The organism is Paenibacillus segetis (assembly GCF_014639155.1).
GTDB lineage: Bacteria > Bacillota > Bacilli > Paenibacillales > Paenibacillaceae > Fontibacillus > Fontibacillus segetis.
On the sequence record NZ_BMFT01000003.1, the window covers coordinates 289483 to 307977 of the forward strand.

The following is an 18495-nucleotide window of genomic DNA, read 5'->3' on the forward strand; positions in this document are numbered from 1 at the left end:
GTTCTCTTCAGTGATGGGAATAAAGATAGGGCGCTCATCAGGTGTATTATTATGAGCATGCAGAGTCAGTATCAGTTGATCATTTAAAGTTAATGATCATACCATGTCGGGCCGTCGATATCGTAGAGTGGAACCTCATTATGGAGCCGAGGTCCAGTAATACTCTGACTAACAGAACGTGAAATACCATAGCATAAACATTATTGATATGACTCGCCCAAAGCATTAATAAATCACCATTGGACGCTTTATACATAAATGTTCCATGCGTTACATAAATATTTCTTGATTTCAATTCCGTATTCAGCATAGCAGGAGGATGTTCAAGTGGCGTAATCCAAGCAGCCTCTGAAGCTCGAAATAGTACAATAGGGTTGCTGATCGCTTTCATAAGATCTTCCGATAATCTCACAGCGCAGATTTCTCCGTCCCCGACCTGACGCCACTCATGATAGAATAGCATCCAAAGAAGTCCGTTCTCATCAATTTATAAAGTCCCGTCCAATGAGTTCCATTTCGTCGGAGTAACAAGCCCTTCGCTATACGCATTAAATGGTCTAAGTAAACTATCCGAACGAAGGCTGGATGGAAGTTTCTTTGTAAATACTGTCTTTTCTTAAAAAGGTGGCAAACAAGTAGTACCATCCCTCGTACTCATAAACTTCAGGAGCCCAAAACTGTTTTTCCGAATAAAAATCCTTATCTGCTCTAAATACAGGATAATGACCTCCCCCATTGTTTAAATCACTTCCTACGTATACATTAAATCCTGTTCTCGTATTCCATATATCTTAATCCGTACTACCATACATGTAATACTTTCCATCTGTAGAAATTGGAAAAACAAATGGGTCTCTCATTTTAATATCGCTGCTCAATTAATATTTTGTGGTTATAACTGATTCAAAATATCGTATCCTGAACTAAATAGCAGTGGTTTAGACATTAAGAACGTTGATCACTACTGTTTGTGAGTCACATCCTTCAGCACTGACATTCAATATGATCTTTCCGGAACTGATAGGACGTATAACAGCTAACACTTTGCCATCAAAAGTAGTTCGTTCGGTATCAAAAAAATTCTCCTCAGACTTCGGATTAGCGCTGCCGAAGCCCTGTAAAATCCCTGCACCCTCTACCTGAATCATGACTTTACGATCAAAGTTGTTGAATAGGCTGCCATTGTCTCCTACAAGGCTAATCATGACAAAGGAAAGATCACGATCCGAGGCGGTAATTTCAGTCCGGTCCGGTTCTATTTGCAACTGAACGTTACCGCTAGCAGATTGAAGTGTCATACGCCCGGTTTCTAATCCTTTCGTGAAGGCTACTGCTGTAATTTCTCCAGACTCAAAGACAGTTTCAAAAATCGCCTTAAAGCGGTGATCTTCACCTGCAGCAGCTCTCCCGACTTTTTTTCCATTTACTAGGAGTTCCACTTCATCTGCATCCGCGTATACTTCCACCATAACCGGTTTCCCCTCATAACCATTCCAAGACCAGCTGGATACAGTATCACTCCAACTCCACATAGACGGAATTTGCTGTTTTCCGAAGTGCTCAGGTCGTTGTACAGCAATGAAGGGATCTTTTCTTAAACCAAATACGATTTCACGGTAGTAAGATACTGGGCGCCGGTTTCCGGTAATGTCAATATCACCACACCAGGCAGCAAGCCACGGATATAAGCCGGCTACGCCGGATGCTGACTCATCAGTATCATAGGAAAATTTACCGATACCTGCTTCACCGATATAATCCCACCCCGTCCAGGTAAAATCTCCGATGACATGGCTGTTCTCCTTAACTAGTTTCCAGTTTTTATCAATGGTCTCAGGGAACGTTTCACTACCAACAATTACTCGGTTGGGAAAGCGTTCTTTGTCCTGCACATACCGTGATTCTGCATAGTTATAACCTGCTATATCCACATAAGCAAACGATTCAGCCGTTTTTTGTGTTGCCATCTCGCTGCTTGTAGCTGCCGCCATTTGATCTTTGATATTGTTCATTACTGTATTAATACCTTCTTGAATTTCTGTTTCTCTAGATTTTGCAATTTCATCAATAATGGAAAGCAGCAAGTTGATAGAATTCGTAACATATCGGGTGTTATCCAGGGAACGAATCTTCTCCGCTAATTTCCTTCCACAGGTCGAATCAACTGCCCTCCCGGTTTCAAGAATTTCATTACCGATTGAATACATAATAACACTCGGATGGTTGAAATCTTTATCTACCATTGCTTCTATATCTTTCTCCCACCACAGAGGGAACTGTAGGGCATAGTCGTGATCACACTTGGTTGAGGTCCACATATCGAAGCTTTCATCCATGACCAGCATACCGAGGCGATCACAAGCATCAAGTAGTCCTTTACTCATTGGGTGATGAGCACTGCGAAGTGCGTTAAATCCTGCATTCTTCAGTATCTCGACGCGACGTTCTTCAGCACGTTCAATTGTCGCGGCACCAATTACGCCATTGTCGTGATGTATACAGGCTCCCCGCAACTTCACAACCTCACCATTGATGCAGATTCCTTGATCCGGGTCTAGTGTAAGTGAACGGATCCCAAATGATGTCGACTCTTCATCCAGTTGTTCGTTATCATCTATGATACAAGTTCTGCAAGTATACAAGTTAGGCATACCGACACTCCAAAGCTTGGGAGTCCTAACATAAATCCGTTGCCTAATTATCGCATTTTCTCCTGCAAACGTTGTAACTGGTGCGATGTCACTGGCCACGACAAGACCATTAGAATCGATAATTTTTGTATGAACATTAACTGTTCGGGTGGACAACCCTTCATTCTCAATTACAGTGGCCACAGAGACAACAGCCCTTTTGTTAGTGATTTCGGGGGTTGATATTTTCACACCGTCTATTGCAACATGTACCAGTTCTCCAACAATTAACTTCGTGTTGCGGTAGATTCCAGCTCCAGAATACCACCGTGTATCTTTATAATTCAGCGAAATAACTTTAATTTCGTTCTCTTCGCCATATTTTAGAAAACGGTCTGTTTTGACATAAAAATTAGAATAACCAAACGGATGCTGCCCAGCAAAATTACCGTTAATATATACCATTGCATTTGCGTACACGCCTTCAAACTCAACTGTTACTCTTTTATGCCGGTACTCCTCAGGCACAAAGAACTTCTTTTTATATTCATATTCTCCTTCAGGAAAATAACCCAAAGCATGAAGATGACTACTCGCACCCGTTTCCGGCTTTTCGCGTGATCTTTCGATCATTGCGTCGTGTGGAAGGGTAATACTTCTCAGAGGTGTCGATTTGCCTTGCATCTCTGAGAAAAACCCACTTTTATTCCCCAACAACCAATCTCCGTTAAAAGAAGTTCGTATCATTCTCGTTTTCACCCTTCATTTAAAGTCATATATAGTTTTAGCTTTCTAACCCTTTAATACTGCACAAATCAGTAAAGATGTTTTGAATTTTTCCTTCTGATAGCCCTAATGCTGTGAATTCTACCAACTGATCCAAGGTGAAACTTGATATCATATTGACCATAGGGCTGTTTGTAATACCAAGCAAATGCTTTTCCAATATTACGGCTGTAGTATCATTTTTCAGAAGATCAATTAATCTTTTGTGTTATAATGATCGGCTTAACGATTCAGGGACTCTGACAAATCGGAAATGTCCAGTTTCGGCCCAAAAGGCTGCCATCCCTCGCTGTCTACCGAATATTGAAAGCTAGCGTGCTCTGCTTGAATGTGCACTTTAAGCTTGCAGCGCTTCGCATCTCCAAATGATACCTCAGCATCGGCTATCTCTTCCCTCATGCCGCAGATAGAACGAACGCGTGCCAAGGATTTTCTCAGGTTCTCATCTGACTGATTCGCAAATTCACATAATCTTTGGTGTCATACTATAAGATTAAGCCTGCTATTCGCTGAAATGCTTTGGATCGAACTTGAGCTCTGTCTCCGCCAAGCAATGCATTGACTTTTGGCGTCTGCCTACTAGACTCTGCCGATGTATTGAATTTAATGAATCTCTGCCCTGCATACAGAGACTCCCTAATGGTACCGTTAAGGAAAGCCAGAAGGGATAAGGCAGCAGCCGCGGCAGAAGTCAGTATGAGATTCATTGGATCAACTTTATGTGGACCATTTATTTTCTTCAAGCATGCTATAGTCACGGCATGTGAACCCCAAGTTCCACCTTCAACAACAAGCAAGTAATAATTGACGCTACATTTATAAAGGTGGGGACCATTCGCTCCTCCCAGTTCACTATCTGTGAATATGGTTTTTCGTACTCTTACTAATTTCTGCTGTTCAGTGTTGTACTCTTAAAGAACTATTCCAGCAAAAGAATTACAATTCGTACAGTGATCTACAGCATGTTAAACACCGATTTACGGCCGTCCTCGTCATGGTATAAAAAAGAATCGCCCCGTTATCATAGGGCAGACAAGGGGTCCAAACACTGCCGGAACCCAGGTTACCTTCCATGTTCAACTGAGATCCTCGTACTAACATGAGTCAACAAGCCTCAATACTTCAAATTACGTGAAATATGACTCCGACACCCGATGTATTCTGTAAATCCGGTTATTCAAACCAAGAAATAAGGACATATATATTCAGAGAAAATGATTAATCTTTGTTTCCATCGGTACAGAACCAGCTGACCAACTTTCTACGGACAGTTCCCTACTTTTTAGTTCAATGATTATCTTTTCCGTCACAGCCATCACTTACTCTGTCTGAGCCTTTTCAGTGAGTAGCACTTAGCACACTAGCTACTAGGTGCATTTGCCTTTAGCATTTGAACTTTTCCGCTCCGTGTATTCAGCAGTAGTGCCAAAACCTCACCTCCCAGTTCCACTTCACCACCAAACATATTGCCTAAATTCGAGCTATACAGTAAACAATAGTTCGTACCCTGCTCATATCCATACAGCGAGAGAAGATGCGTGCTTTCCAAAAAAACTCGCCGAAGGAATAACAAAAAGCTGCTGCAGTCCCTCTAGAGCGTCCTTCCGAATCTTAACTATACACACTGTGTAGGAATAGTTTTCAAATGATTCAAGTGATCTTGTAATTCTATCTTCTTGAAATACGGCTTGCGTTCCCCATTCATTGGATAAAATGGTAGATATAGGCTTCAGAATCAGGTCCGGCGGCCCATTTCACCTGATAAGATTTCCCATAACACATGGTCTGGTTTATTTCTGCTACAAAGCCTTTAAAATATCGCCCTTTTGAACATACGTTACACATAGCCGAGCATTGGCACATGGAACTCTACTTTCGTCCATTAATAATAAATTTCATGAATCCGGCCTCACTCTTATGTCTTCATGATCCCCAGATAAAGCAGGAAAACTTGCACGGACCTGTACATTTATGTTACCTCTATTACGTCATATGATTCTATCAATATCTCGACTTCTTCGTTAGCGTTATTCCGACTTTCATTTTCATCGAGTAGGAGGGGGTCTTAAGCCCCTGCCCCCTCACTTCACCGTACATGAGGGCCCGCATACAACAGTTCCGAAGTATTAACAATCTTTCCAGTTAACGAAAAAACTTTTTAGCCCTTTCGCTTCCCAATTGGAAGTGAGAAGGGCATTCTTGTAGAAGAACCCCCTTGTTCAACTGGCGGTTCTTTTACAATCAGGACCACCAACCAAAGGGTGGTTTGCTCTTGGGTATAACTCTTTGTTGCCAAACTGGGCCTAAAGACGCTAGCCTAACAGCAATTCTGTTTAGGCTCAGTGTAATTTGTCATTTTCACTTACCCGTTAAAACGGGCTTTTTTCTTTTTGCTCCTTTTACTACTTAATGGATCTTCCTATTCTTTTACATTCAATTTATCTATCGCCTGGTCATGTGTTTCTTGTTCACAAATATATTTGGCTACGGTGGCCTCATTCTGACCTACCGTACTTATCTAGTACTCTTCTGCCAAAATTTTCGATTTCCGTATTTATACTTGAGCTGCGTATGCTTCTCGAATATCATTAGCAAACTTTTCCCCTTTAAATATCCCATGAACGTTGAGACCGCATTTTTTGACGGAAACGTTTCCAACATGTGAACATGGTCCGGCATCATGTAACCTTCTAGAGTTTCTACTCCCTTGTACTAAAATAGACATCTGAAAATTCCGACTAATCTCTCCTCACTTGATTATAGATTTCTTTCCGTCTATACTTCGGGGTGAACACGATATGGTATTTGCACATCCACTTCGTGTGAGCTAGGCTATAGCTCTTATTATCCATCTTTGACCATTCCTTTCGTTTGAGCCTGAACATCTCATTTCTATCGGAATGGTCTTAGTAGTCAAACCCTTGTTCCCTGCACCCCCATAGCGGGTAATTATTTGTTTCCCGCGTTTTACGCACTCAACTGGATAAAACCATAATAAAAAGAGACTCCAATTATTGGAGCCTCAAATTTATAAAATAATAGCAAACATCTTAAAAATGACAGTCTAGTATAGCAATCTTACAGGCCCTATTAAACCACTAGGCTCTTGTTGCGCAACAGCTGAGAATACATCCCGTTGATCCTTAACCAATGTATTTGTAATTTCAATTGTCAACGTATTGCTCCCTTTCTTTATCATATCTGATATATCGAAACGATACGGATAACTGATTTTGATCCCTGCTGAATGTCCATTTATCAACACTTCAGCTGTTTCATACACCTCACCGAGATTCAAACTTACTTTCAACGGCAAATCTTGTTTCCAATCCAGCGTTGTTTCGTAACGGAAGGTACCTGAGAATCTCGGCAAGTATTCCTGCCGACTCAGATCTGCCAACTGATCCAAAATCATATAGGGTTCGAAGTTCGGATATTGTTCAGAAGTAGCTGTAGAAATTGTCCATGAATTTGAGACTTCGATATGCTTTTGATCATTAATCATTTCATCTTGAATAACAAGATCCTCTACTGCCTCACCGGATACGAAGACAATCGTTTCAAATGGCGCCAGGCTAAGTGGAATTTGTTGAACACCTTCATCTGGAACATCCCATACGCGGATTGTCCGGTTCTCGAATGCATTGTAAAGACATACTCGACCGGACACTGGAAGTTTGATATTAGTGGCTACAGGAAGTTGTGGGTGCTCATTAAAGAAGAAATAAACATCAGAGTCTTCATGCCGAATATGATAATGACGTAAGAAAGGATAATCGCCTTCTGCTTTTAGTTCATAAAACCCATTAGAAAGCAGATGTCCTGCAATGCTGTTAAGCGGAATTATTGAAACATTCACGCAATCTTCCAAACGCTGCAAAAGCTCGGATACATCACTGCCTTCACTTGAGCGTACAGGCATTGCATCTATAAAAATAACCGGTAAACCGAGTTCCGCCAGTTCTTCAATTTTCTGCAATCCTTGCATTGGAAGTGCTTCACTATACGGAATAATAAAACAGTCAAACACCTCGTTACCTGACTTCAGTTTCTTCTCTTCAATACTAACGGAATCCACGATCAGATCAAGTGGCAGTACATCACAATCAATCTGTCTTCTAAGCAATTCTTTTACCGGTTTATGGAAGTACATAGATTTACCTGACCATTCCGCTTCAGCATGGTACAGTACAGCTGCAGAGGCAATATGAGTCCCACCTGAAAGCAAGTGGCTTAGTCTATTTGTGTAATGATTTAAATATTTATAATAACGGAATTGCGGATTTTTGCCTCTGGCATAAAGATGCGGCGGGCAATCAGGGTCTGGAAATTCTCTAGCAGAGAACGAATGTGGAACAAAATAGTTTACACCACGCACAAGCATATGATCCGTAATCCATTTCATTAATTTCAGGCCCTCTACCCAGCCATATGCGCCGAACACCTCGGCCATTGTTCTACCTTTCTTTTTGGAGTCATGATGAGCCAAAGAAGAGGCCATTTTCCCCAATCCATAGTTAAAGAACTCGCTATCGGATTCACCGGCAAACCACCATTTAAATGAAAATTCGTCGTAGCCCGGCGCCATTTGCCAGAGGACGATATCAATACCGGACATATCCTGCCCACCAAGAGCACGGAAATAGTGCCCAGCCCCTGCACCGAGCCGAGCATGTACATTATTATCCTCAATTACATGCCCAATGTATTCAACTCCATGTTTCCGGCACCAGTCACCAATTTGTGTGGTGAAATTCTCACCGTAAAGGCTGCTGACGATATTCATATAGTGATATCGTATTGGTGGCGTATTATTTCCCTGATCATGCCAAAGAAGAGGAAGTTGTAAAATGTAGTCTTCACCTAATACTTTTCTTAGTTGTTCAGGAACATCTTTGCTCCAAGGAAGCGCCACTTCTTTCTTTCCAACGGATGATTCAAAGTCGTATTCATTGCTGTCGTTATAGAACCCGGGCTCGTCAGAAAAGAAACCGGCTAACGTCTTACCAAAATCCTCACGGTACCGATTGTAAAATGCTTCGTAAACTGTATCAATTAATACACGAGTCGATTCTGCGACTAGTGGGTTCAGATAATCCTCCTGAGTTTTGCTGCCGCCTTTATCCGACTTGATTAGAATAAAAATTCGCCAATATCCCTCCGGTACAGCCCAGTATAGCACACCGTCAGTAAGCATTGCGGTTAAATCAATTGGTTCACCAATCAGTTCACCACTTTTGGAATCCCGCTTTCTCGCTATAATTGCTATCGTTTCTCTTGTTCCCAGGTGAGCTAAATATGGCTCCTTAGGATACTCAACAATGAAAGAAGCATTAGGAGCTGGACCAAGTGCATCTATATGACGCTCAGATAAGAAGGATCTTCGTAATTCTATCGGCGCATCCTTTATCTTTCCTGCCGCCCTGCCTGTTGGAAAGTGATCGTCGTCCAGTACCCATACCTTCATTTCGCGAATACGCGCTTCTTCCATGATGATATCTATGTCATGCCACCACTTTGGTCCCAAGTAATCCGGATGCGGTCGAGCCTCTACGCAAACAGCACGTATACCCGATTCATGGATTCGCTTCATTTCCTCACGAAGAACATCTTCCTCTTCGCCCCGTTGCCAAAAAAAAGGCAAGATATAATTGTCCTCTTTCCCGATTAATACTTCATACAAACGTGTCATATGATGATTATCCCTCCTGAATGTTATTCTTATTAATGTTTATGCACCCGTTCATTAAGTCCTTACCTCAATGGGCTACAAGTTAAATGATAGCTGTGTCACAGTAGCTTCTCTATCACAATCCCGACCTCTTATTTATCACTTTATCGACTTTCATATAGCTTTAGCTTTCGGGTGGAGGCCATCTTAGGTACAGTTCTTGACCAATTGTCCTGCTTCATCAATTAACTTCGTGGACAAATTGATGTAAATGTAAATCATCTATGAAGTAATATTCTCCAGTGTAGTATTGACGGCTTGAATATGCTCATTGGTCCGAATTTCAAAAGCTAAGCCGATTTCAAATTTGCATTTACAGGATATAACGATTCCACGTACATATCAGTTTGAGGCAGTTATCTTTGATTGCTATACAGAACTCCTTGATGGCGCGGACGATTGTTTACCCTCATTAAGATTATTCTTTACGATTAGCAAAAATCTTTTGACGGCTCCAAACCGAGCCCTTCTTCCTTAAAATTCCATTAATATATCACTTGCAATAATTTAATAAATATATATTTATTTTATTTTTGTACCGTATTTGAAATTTCGATTAGCATTTATCCTATATTTATTTTAATTATTTTATAGTCTATATAAACTACTTCCAAACCGGGAGTAGAACGAATTACAAAGTTGATTTGTCGCGACTCCCGCCCTCACCTCCTGGCCAGGGAAAAAAGAGCATTCCCGTAAGCTGTAAAACCGGCCACTTGAGATGCCCTAATAAGACTAGCAATATATTTTTTATGATATCTTTGAATCCAATTGAAAAAGAATTAATTCATCAGAACCAGCTGAAGTTCCGCTTTGACAACCTCATAACCGATTGTGTTCAAATGAAGCCCATCATAAGTATATCCTCTGTCTAGTCGACCTTCTGTATCCAGAAGTTTGGGATATAGATCGATGTAGGTATACGATACTTCCCGCGTCATGTTAGCCAAATTTTGATTGACAATCCGGATTTGTTCATTTGTCTGCTTAATGCCTTTCGGCATGATGCTCTCTACAGTTTGATTTACAGGATAAATAGATTCAACGTACACCTTTGTATGAGGCAGTTGATTATGAATAAGCGTACAAATCTGTTTGATGTTGCGTACGACCTCCTGTGGATCCTTACCATCCCCAAGATCATTGGTTCCGATTAAGAGAAACACCTTGCTTGGTTCCAGATCGAATACTTCATCTCGTAGTTTATCGAGCACACCTGTTGAGCTGTCTCCACTAATTCCTCTGTTGTTGCAGCATCTCATGAATTGGAAAACCTTCTGTAATGGAGTCGCCTACAAATACAATTCCGCCTTTTTTCGCAGATTTATTCAGTTGAGTAAAAGTGGATAAACGTTGTCTCTGAGTTGCTTCAAACATAACTTTTATCATGTCCTGAGTAACTAAAATATCATCTTTATTATATTCGCTCACATGTACCTCCTAGATTGGTAATGATAGTAAGTCAGACTTATTCCGTATCACCAAGCAGTTCAGAGATGCTATCTTAAATCTAATCGTTCGGGATATTTGCCATTGTAAATTCGCCCAGTTGATCCAAGGTAAGCTTTTGATAACGTCAAACATGGGATGAGTATCGATACCAGTGTGATGTTTCTTTAAAATCTTAGCGGTATCACTATTGTCCAGGAGATCAGCTATCCTGGATTTATTAGTATTTCGGCCTATATTGCCGGAATTCTGGTCAGCATCAAATAATTCAGGCGCGTCTTCCGAATAATAGACATAATCAAAACCAGCGTGCTTGCCCATTCCGCTGAGGTCTTGAACGCATATTCCGACAAAGTTGCCGGTAAATCGTGTATATCCAAACATTTCGTTGGTCTCGTCTGCAAGATGCGAAAAAATCTCTAGCATTGGTCCAATATGTTGTCAGTTACCGCTATCCATTGCATATTGAAAATAAGAACGCTTTTAGCTTGATACGTGCTGCTGTTCCTAGGGGTACTTCTGTATCCAGGAGTTCTTCCCATTTAACGCACATATATGAACCCGTTTTATCATCTCAACTGATCCTCAAGTAGACATTATCTGTTGTATCATAGTATAAAATCAGACTGGCCATCTGCTGTCTGCTGAAAGTGTTCCGTTTCAAACTCCATCTCCGTTTCCACCATGCAGCACATTGCCTGCTGAGGTTTGGCGACAAGACTTTGCCGATGAAATGACCATAGTGACTCTCGACCGTATATAAGTCAGCCGCTGTCTCGGGAAATGGATGCTCAGGCAGATTAAAGTCTCTAATCTCCAGGCGAGGTGTATTACCACCGCTTTCCACACGAAGTCAGCCTTCCTCTGTCTATTCCATTCGCTGGATAGCTCTCTCATATGCCTGACCTAAGTCCAACCATACGTTTTAAGACTCTCCTGTTCTAATCCAGTGTGGTCTCATAGCGAATTGGGCCAGAGAGTTTCGGCAGATATTCCTTTCGGTTGAGATCTGCCAACTGCGTCAAATGAACGAACGGTTCAAGCTTGGATATTGTACAGAAGTTACCGTTGACAAGTACCCTGTCGGAGGTAATTCAATTTCCGGAAATATTCATTTATACCAGAGTTAGATATAAGCGGCGGCCCATACCTATACAAAGCCGTACATGCACATTATTATCTTTGATTACGTGACTAATATTTTCACACCGTACACCCTGCACCAATCACCAATTTGTGTGGTGAATTCCCCTGAGTAAGGAGATGGGCCAAATGCATCGATATCCGCACAGACAGGAATGACCTACGGAGTTTTTTGAATCTCCTTCAGTCTTCTGACTGCCTTGCTTGCCGAAAGATGGTTGTAGTCCACACCCAAGTACCATCCCGGTCCAAGGAAATCAAGGTATGGTCTTACCTCTATGCAAACAGCGCGAATACCCAACACATGTATTCGCGCCATTTCTTCTGGAGAATTTCATCCTCTTCTCCGCACTGTCAGAAGAACGGAAGAGTGTAATTCTCCTCTTTCCCTTCTAAAGCTTTTTAAGCGTATAATATTGAATTACTTAGCCATCTAGTATGTCCAAAGGTAACTTTCTGAAAAGTTACTTTACATTATTTTGTTGAGCCCACTCATCCAGTTGTTTTTGTTTCTCCGCAATCACCTTATCAATTCCAGCCGCTTTAAGTTTTTCGTTGAACTCAGGCAATACCTCTTCAGGATCAAGCACCCCTGATTCAAGTCCAATCCTTAATTGATTTGCTACGTTTGTAAGCGCTGTATACTCATTTTTAACTGGTTCTGGATTAAATGTGAAGCCCATTGCTTTGGATTTCGTTGCATTATCATTAAATTCTTTAGTCTGAGTCCAAATTTCTGGATCATTGCCCTTAAACACATAACCTAAGAACTCATTTCCAGTCATCCATTCCCATCCAGGGAAATAACTGCTGTTTGTCACATCTACACCCGGTGCAAAATCAATTACGTTATCTTCCACTTTCTGATAGTGCTTACCTTCTATACCCCAGTTAATCAAATTAATGAGATCTTTGTCAGTATAGAAGAGGTTTAGAATCTCCATTGCCTTTTCTTTATTCTCGGAATTCTGAGCTATAGACCACATGAGGCTGGTTGCGTGTCCCGTGGTAGCCAGTGGTGTTCCCATCTCTACAACTACCATCTCAGTGTCTGTACCGCGGCTTTCACTGATTTGGTAACCTGGCTTGCTACTTCCAAAATAACTAAACGCCTTATTTGCTCTCACAAGTTGACCGGGTGCAACCTGATTTGTAGCTGCATCACGCAGAATTAAGCCCTTATTATACCAATCATGTGTCTTAGTAACCAATTCTTTGTAATCTTTTGAATCATAAAAATTGGAAACTGTCAAATCATTAGGATCCATTAAGGCGCCAAATACGGCGGCTGCATCACCGAGCGTATCATGCTGAAGATATTCCACCAATCCGATTCCGTTGTTTCCAGCTCCGCTCGGAACGAGAGGAGTAATACCCGGCTCATTATCTTTAATCGTTTGTAATACTTTTTCAACGTCATCCAAAGTCTTAATTGAAGCAGTGTCAATGTGATACTTGTCCACCAGATCCTTACGCATCACATATGCAAAACTAGAGGCAAGATCATGTAACGAAGTTACTCCGTAAATATGCCCATTAACCTTACCTGCATTGATGTAGGTTTCACCGACACTATCTGCAATTCCCTTACCAGGGCCGGTGAGCAAATCATCCAGAGGAGCAAATTTACCGCTGACCGCCTGTGAAGCGTAGGTCCCAAGACCTGATACAAGCAAATCCAATTTTTCTCCGGAACTAAGCATTAGATTTGTTTGCTGAGTCCAATTGCCGAAAGCAATTGGTAAAATATCTACGGTCGCGTTAACTTTATCTTTTAACAGCTTATTAATTTCATCTTCCACCAACTGCATATCCTTCGGCTCGGACTGAAATGATGGAATGGCCATTACGGCGTGGTATGTTTCCTCTCCTCCTGTATTTGCAACATTATTATTGCCTTGGTTCTCTCCAGAGCTGTTATTATTCCCATTTGAAGAGCATGCACCAAGTAATCCGGACAAAACAGTAATTGCAGCAAGCATCCCGATAAATTTCTTTTTTCTTATTTTCATATTTCAACCACCCTTTTAGTAATGCGTTACAAGTACCATGATAGCGTTATCACTTATTGTTCTCTAACACATTCCCGACCCAAGTTTAGCACTTTACCGACCTTCATTGTTCCGTTAAAAGCCCCTTTCGGTGTCCATAACCACTTCTTGGAATTGGTAAATGATTCTGAAGTTCTGATAAAATGCTACTTCTCGCTCTTACTGACCAACCAGTATTAAAGGAAGTGCGAATCATTTCCATCTCACCTTTCCTGAATGTAATTCATTTATCTAGTATTACAAGGTAAATCACAGACAAAATCAAACATCAGTTCTAAAATAGCCTCTAATCAGTATCTTCACGGCTTCAAAATAGCCGCAAATACTGTCACCTTGACATTTGCCGAAACTCATTAGGATTGTAGCCTGTATGCTTTTTGAAGGTTTTAGAGAAATGGGAGAAGTGGGAATAGCCTACTGATGAAGCAATATCTCCAATGGTTAGATTCGACTTTACAAGTAAATCCTTCGCCAATTTAATTCTTTCTTGGAGTAGAAATTCCATGACAGATTGCCCCGTTTCCTTCTTAAAGATCCTCGCCAGATAATCCGGATTCAGGAACGCGTGCTGAGCAATTTCTTCTCTCGATAAATCGCTTTGGTCAAGGTGCGCAATGATAAACTGCCTCACATTATCAACGATATGACTCGGATGGTGATCCTCCGGAACCTGTGACAATGCTCTCATGGTGGAATGCTCAACCCATCGCAAAAGATTCGTAATTGATTTCGGAGCTTCGCGTGACAACTCCATAGATACTGAGTCGCCAAAAATTTCATTGGCCGTCTTTCCTTTGGCCAGTAGTACAAAGTATACCGACTGCAAGAAATTTTGATGGAACTGCTGTAACAAAGATGCATTCAGTTCGCCTCTGGCAATGCGTTCATCCAGAAATACCCGGATCTCCGACAGAATCTGCTCTTTCATACCGTTCTTGAGCATGGCAGCCCAGCGGCTCATGTCGGGGATGGATACTTTTGCTTCCGGCAACGCCTTATACCCGGTTAGTAAAAATACTTTGTTCTCATATACTACATTATTACGTTCGAAATTCCGCAATTGCGACAGCGCACTCACCATTTCGTGCATCCGCACCACATTTCCAATATAAACCGACAAATCGCAATAGAAGTAGCAATGACAAGAGTCAATATATTCCTTGCTAGAGGCATATAGCTGTTCCATCATGTCATCTTCTAGGTTCTCGGCACCAAAGGGAACAATAAACAGTAAACAGCCACGATCTACCGAAATGATCTGTACGCTTTGCCCCTCCCTGGCCAGGATTTCAAACCCTGTTTTTTTTAAAGCATACTCCATAATCTTCTCGTCACGCACAGACAGTTCTTTGTTCCAACGCCGGACGCTGATCAAAACGGGAAGGAAAGTCATTTCTTCTGAGAATGGTATGTTTCGCGCTTCAAGTGCATTATGGATGGCGGAAGGGTTCGGGGCAATCTTTTGCTGAAGGAGTTCCGTCCAAAAGTGCTCGATTATTGATGGATGATTGCTGCTCCACAAACGCTCAAGCTCAGTCGATTTATTGTTCTGAGTTAGCTCTGCCTTTGCTTTCTCGATGGCTTGCTCCAGCTCCTCATCAGGAACTGGCTTGAGCAAATAATCAAGCCCTCCTAACCTGAGCGCTTCTTTGGCATAACGGAAGTCCGCATGACTGGTCAAAAAGATCGTTTGCACATTCGGCACATACTCATTTGCCCACTCCAGTAACTCCAAGCCGGTTCCTAGAGGCATTTCGATATCACACAACATAATATGAATGGATTCATTTTGCAGCACTTCCTTAGCCTGCCTTACGTTATAAGCTTTATATATATTGGTGATTTCCAGTTTCTTCACATCAAGATCCGCAATTAAGCCATTGACCACGTGAAGCTCGTCATCCACTATTAGCAAATTATACATTTCCATTCCCCCTAAGTTATCCGGTCTCTACTTTTGGCATCGGGAGCATCACGCAAACCTCGGCTCCATGAGGTAACTGGTTTGAAATCTCCAGACTAGCTTCATCCCCGTAAAGCAGCTTTAAGCGGCGCTGCACATTCCAGATACCGATATGCTCTCCCTGTTCATTGACGAGTGACTTATTCTTCCTGATAGCCAAAAGAACATCAGTTGGGAAGCCGTTACCTGTATCTTCAATACAAAGCTTTAGATAAGGCTTGTTATTGTTGGCAGTGATGTCTGCACGAATTGTTAAATGAATCGGCTGATCCAGCGTAACCGCATGTTTAATAGTGTTTTCCACAAATGTATGGATTATCAGCGGCGGGACAAGCTCACCAACCAAATATTCAGGTACATCTGCAGAATATGCAAGTTGGTCCGGAAATCTGAGCTCCTGGATTCTAAGATAATTAGCTGTATGTTCCAATTCATCCTTTAAGCTTACAAAGCTCAAATTACTGCGGAACATGAAGCGGAAATAGCGGACCAGGCATTGGGACATTTCTTTAATCAGCTCATAATCCTTAACCTTAGCCAGATGGTAAATAATGTTTAGCGAGTTCAGGAAGAAATGGGGATTGATTTGCAGTTGCAGTCGTTGAAGTTCCTCTCGCTGCTTACTAAGCTTTTCTTCGTATACATTGATGGTTAGCTCTTGAATTTGCTCCATCATACTATTGAAGGTATGGTTCACGACCTGAAACTCATCCGAGCCGGAGTTTCTCTCGATACGAATATTTAGATTACCTTCTCGGATACGTTTCATTGCTAAAAGAAGACGATTCATTGGAACAAGCACAATCCTTCGGAGATAAGCTAGTCCGGTTAATACTACCAGCAATGAAGCTATGGAGGCTAAGACTGCCAGCCACCGGAAATACGGTAGATTTTCTAGAATCTGTTCATCGGGAATGATCGCAATTAAGCTGAAGTCACCTTTAACAGAAGCAGCCCCAACAACCAGAAACTGGTTCTTTACTCCTGATAATTGATATCCCTTCGGAACTGGAGAAAGTTGTGCCGTTGTATTTTCCACCAAGGCTTTATTTGTCATTGCTTTGCCTTCCGCCGTGGCGAACAATGAACCACCCTTTGTTCCGAAGCTGATAAAATTTATCGGTATCATCATAGAATCTGCTTTTTGCCACGCACCAATATACAGACCTTCTGTCCTCATAATATGCAAAATATAATATTCACCATTAATTTCCTGGGACTTCCAGCTCGCTGAGCCGAAGCCATTCACTCCGGGTTCGGCATCAATCATCTGTTTAATGTATTCCTGCAGCTTTATCGACTGTGAGTAATCGTCGATTGTTTTGGCGGCCGAGAGAAAGTCGTCCCTATCCGGATAATACATGAAGAATGCGTCCACTGCCGAGTACAAGGGCAGATTATCTTGAAATGTGTTGAAAAGTGAAATGTTAGCCTTGTAATAATCATTTTCGGTTTTTGCTTGACTAATGGCAATGAACTGCATGCCAGAGGCGACAAGACTGTTTAAATACTTATCCACTTTCTCCAGCTCGTTGTCAACTTGATTCATATACAAAGTGGTCAGATTCCTGTAGGAATCACTGACCTGTGAACGTACTACGCTGATAGCATACTGACTTCCGAGAATAATAACAATCAGTAAAGGGACGGTAAGCATCAGCATACCCGATAACAATTTTGACTGTAGCGAATTTGGGGACCATTTAAGACGTATGCGATCCACTACCATCACTCCCTATTCACAAAATGTGGAAAAACCCCATCATCGCCACGCGCAATGATGGGGTGTTGCCGGTGCTTGTGCTTTCGATTATTATCTTACGACAATGATCGATTGTCTATCCCTTGACAGCCCCAAGGGCGATCCCTTTAACAAAATATTTCTGAAAGAAGGGATAAGTGACCATAATAGGAACGACACCGATGACTGCAATAGCCATTTTGACCGTCTCCAGCGGAGCGGTATTAGCAAGTGCACTTGCATGAGAAGCAAAACTACCACTGGCGAGATACTGGGCATCCGATAATATCCGATTTAGCATATTTTGAATACCATATAGCTTGGTGTCATTAATATAAATCGTCCCATTCATCCAGTCATTCCAGTATACCAGAGTTTGGAACAAGCCTACCGTTGCCAATACTGGCGTTGACAGCCGCAAGATAATCGACCGGAAGATCCTGAACTCTCCAGCTCCGTCGATACTTGCCGATTCAATGATCGCCATAGGAATTGAAGTGCGGAAAAAGGTCTGCATCAGCATTACGTTAAAGCCGTTCATTAACAATCCCGGTACAATAAGCCCCCATACCGTATTCTTCACATCGAACAACTGTGTATAGACAAGGTAAGTTGGTACAAGACCGCCATTAAATAACAAAGTAAAGAATACTACAAAAGCCAATGGCTTACTAGCCGGGTAATCACTGCGGGACATTGGATACGCAAGCAGCGCGGTAATAAATAATCCGGCCGCCGTTCCAAAGACCGTTACAAAAATTGTAATTCCATAGGCCCGGAATATACCGGATCCGCCACCGGAAAACAAATACTCATAAGCCGCAGTACTAAACACTTTCGGAAAAAAGGAGTACCCATTCTTTAATATTTCTGTTTCGTCCGTCAGTGATGAAGCGAGCAAGAGGACGAACGGGGCAAGGCAGGCCACCGTCAAAATGATATAAATAATATTTGCAAACCACTGCCATGATCGGTTTTCTTGTGCCATTTGTCTCCTCCGT

The 18495-nt window shown here is 41.8% G+C and carries 13 protein-coding genes and 2 pseudogenes; all 15 read right to left on the reverse strand.

All coding sequences use genetic code 11. The features are described from left to right. Nucleotides 1-79: 79 nt before the first annotated feature. Nucleotides 80-463, reverse strand: coding sequence for a glycoside hydrolase family protein (locus IEW05_RS25845; RefSeq protein WP_229753600.1), 384 nt, complete (start codon nt 461-463; stop codon nt 80-82). A gap of 475 nt (nt 464-938) precedes the next feature. After that, the gene (locus IEW05_RS20585; protein ID WP_188541746.1) at nt 939-3377 is read right to left on the reverse strand and encodes a glycoside hydrolase family 2 TIM barrel-domain containing protein; all 2439 of its coding nucleotides are present in this window, start codon (nt 3375-3377) and stop codon (nt 939-941) included. Nucleotides 3378-3638: 261 nt separating this feature from the next. After that, nucleotides 3639-3866: pseudogene (locus IEW05_RS25960) on the reverse strand (beta-xylosidase family glycoside hydrolase); the annotation flags it as partial. A gap of 35 nt (nt 3867-3901) precedes the next feature. Beyond that, nucleotides 3902-4174: a hypothetical protein gene (locus IEW05_RS26190; RefSeq protein ID WP_268238759.1), complete on the reverse strand. Its 273-nt coding sequence runs from the start codon at nt 4172-4174 to the stop codon at nt 3902-3904. Nucleotides 4175-4776: 602 nt separating this feature from the next. Next, nucleotides 4777-4965 carry a hypothetical protein gene (locus IEW05_RS20600; RefSeq protein WP_188541749.1) on the reverse strand — a complete coding sequence of 63 codons (189 nt, stop codon included), beginning with the start codon at nt 4963-4965 and terminating at the stop codon, nt 4777-4779. 870 nt (nt 4966-5835) lie between these two features. Beyond that, a pseudogene (gene tnpA / locus IEW05_RS20605) lies at nt 5836-6268 on the reverse strand (IS200/IS605 family transposase). Nucleotides 6269-6480: 212 nt separating this feature from the next. Beyond that, on the reverse strand, nt 6481-9108 hold the full coding sequence (locus IEW05_RS20610) for a glycosylhydrolase-like jelly roll fold domain-containing protein (RefSeq protein WP_188541750.1): 2628 nt from the start codon (nt 9106-9108) through the stop codon (nt 6481-6483). An 821-nt stretch (nt 9109-9929) separates the two neighbouring features. After that, nucleotides 9930-10409 (reverse strand): GDSL-type esterase/lipase family protein, encoded by a 480-nt coding sequence (locus IEW05_RS20615; protein WP_188541751.1) that lies wholly within the window; start codon nt 10407-10409, stop codon nt 9930-9932. Beyond that, the gene (locus IEW05_RS20620) at nt 10381-10578 is read right to left on the reverse strand and encodes a hypothetical protein (protein ID WP_188541752.1); all 198 of its coding nucleotides are present in this window, start codon (nt 10576-10578) and stop codon (nt 10381-10383) included. The genes IEW05_RS20615 and IEW05_RS20620 overlap by 29 nt, the downstream gene beginning before the upstream one ends. A 9-nt stretch (nt 10579-10587) precedes the next feature. Beyond that, on the reverse strand, nt 10588-11022 hold the full coding sequence (locus IEW05_RS25645) for a hypothetical protein (RefSeq protein WP_194434147.1): 435 nt from the start codon (nt 11020-11022) through the stop codon (nt 10588-10590). 148 nt (nt 11023-11170) lie between these two features. Continuing rightward, nucleotides 11171-11443, reverse strand: a complete 273-nt coding sequence (locus IEW05_RS26195; RefSeq protein WP_229753602.1) for a hypothetical protein — start codon at nt 11441-11443, stop codon at nt 11171-11173. 760 nt (nt 11444-12203) lie between these two features. Beyond that, nucleotides 12204-13751, reverse strand: coding sequence for an ABC transporter substrate-binding protein (locus IEW05_RS20630; RefSeq protein ID WP_229753608.1), 1548 nt, complete (start codon nt 13749-13751; stop codon nt 12204-12206). A gap of 367 nt (nt 13752-14118) precedes the next feature. Then, the gene (locus tag IEW05_RS20635) at nt 14119-15714 is read right to left on the reverse strand and encodes a helix-turn-helix domain-containing protein (RefSeq protein ID WP_188541753.1); all 1596 of its coding nucleotides are present in this window, start codon (nt 15712-15714) and stop codon (nt 14119-14121) included. A gap of 16 nt (nt 15715-15730) precedes the next feature. Continuing rightward, on the reverse strand, nt 15731-17476 hold the full coding sequence (locus IEW05_RS20640; protein ID WP_188541754.1) for a sensor histidine kinase: 1746 nt from the start codon (nt 17474-17476) through the stop codon (nt 15731-15733). A 115-nt stretch (nt 17477-17591) separates the two neighbouring features. Beyond that, nucleotides 17592-18482 (reverse strand): carbohydrate ABC transporter permease, encoded by an 891-nt coding sequence (locus IEW05_RS20645; protein WP_188541755.1) that lies wholly within the window; start codon nt 18480-18482, stop codon nt 17592-17594. Between the last annotated feature and the right edge of the window lie 13 nt (nt 18483-18495).

What these genes read in the sequence shown, in the direction of transcription:
- IEW05_RS20630 (WP_229753608.1), bottom strand. Translation starts at nt 13,751, where the DNA reads ATGAAAATAAGAAAAAAGAAATTTATCGGGATGCTTGCTGCAATTACT.
- IEW05_RS20645 (WP_188541755.1), bottom strand. Translation starts at nt 18,482, where the DNA reads ATGGCACAAGAAAACCGATCATGGCAGTGGTTTGCAAATATTATTTAT.
- IEW05_RS25645 (WP_194434147.1), bottom strand. Translation starts at nt 11,022, where the DNA reads ATGCTAGAGATTTTTTCGCATCTTGCAGACGAGACCAACGAAATGTTT.
- IEW05_RS20615 (WP_188541751.1), bottom strand. Translation starts at nt 10,409, where the DNA reads ATGAGATGCTGCAACAACAGAGGAATTAGTGGAGACAGCTCAACAGGT.
- IEW05_RS20610 (WP_188541750.1), bottom strand. Translation starts at nt 9,108, where the DNA reads ATGACACGTTTGTATGAAGTATTAATCGGGAAAGAGGACAATTATATC.
- IEW05_RS20585 (WP_188541746.1), bottom strand. Translation starts at nt 3,377, where the DNA reads ATGATACGAACTTCTTTTAACGGAGATTGGTTGTTGGGGAATAAAAGT.
- IEW05_RS25845 (WP_229753600.1), bottom strand. Translation starts at nt 463, where the DNA reads ATGCTATTCTATCATGAGTGGCGTCAGGTCGGGGACGGAGAAATCTGC.
- IEW05_RS20635 (WP_188541753.1), bottom strand. Translation starts at nt 15,714, where the DNA reads ATGTATAATTTGCTAATAGTGGATGACGAGCTTCACGTGGTCAATGGC.